Below are 247 nucleotides of genomic sequence, written 5' to 3' on the forward strand. Positions count from 1 at the left end.
TCGTTCTCGCCAACGGTGAACGTCTCGCCGACGATCTGGTAGCCCGCGCACACGGCGAACAGCACCGCGCCGGCGTCGATCGCCCGGAACAGGTGGCCGTCTGCCTTCAGCGCCTTCACCGCCGAGATCTGCGCCGCATCCTCCCCGCCGCCGAGCAGGTACACCGATCCGGTGGACGGCACGTCTCGCCCGGGTCGACCACGGTGAGGGTGGCGTCGATCCCGCGCCACGCCAGGCGCTGCCGCAG

General features: G+C 71.7%; 1 pseudogene. It reads right to left on the bottom strand.

Features of this window, described 5'->3' with window-relative positions:
- Window positions 1-247, bottom strand: a pseudogene (locus BN358_RS21835) (glutamine amidotransferase); the annotation flags it as partial.

This window comes from Sedimentibacter sp. B4, from assembly GCF_000309315.1.
Taxonomy (GTDB): domain Bacteria; phylum Bacillota; class Clostridia; order Tissierellales; family Sedimentibacteraceae; genus Sedimentibacter; species Sedimentibacter saalensis.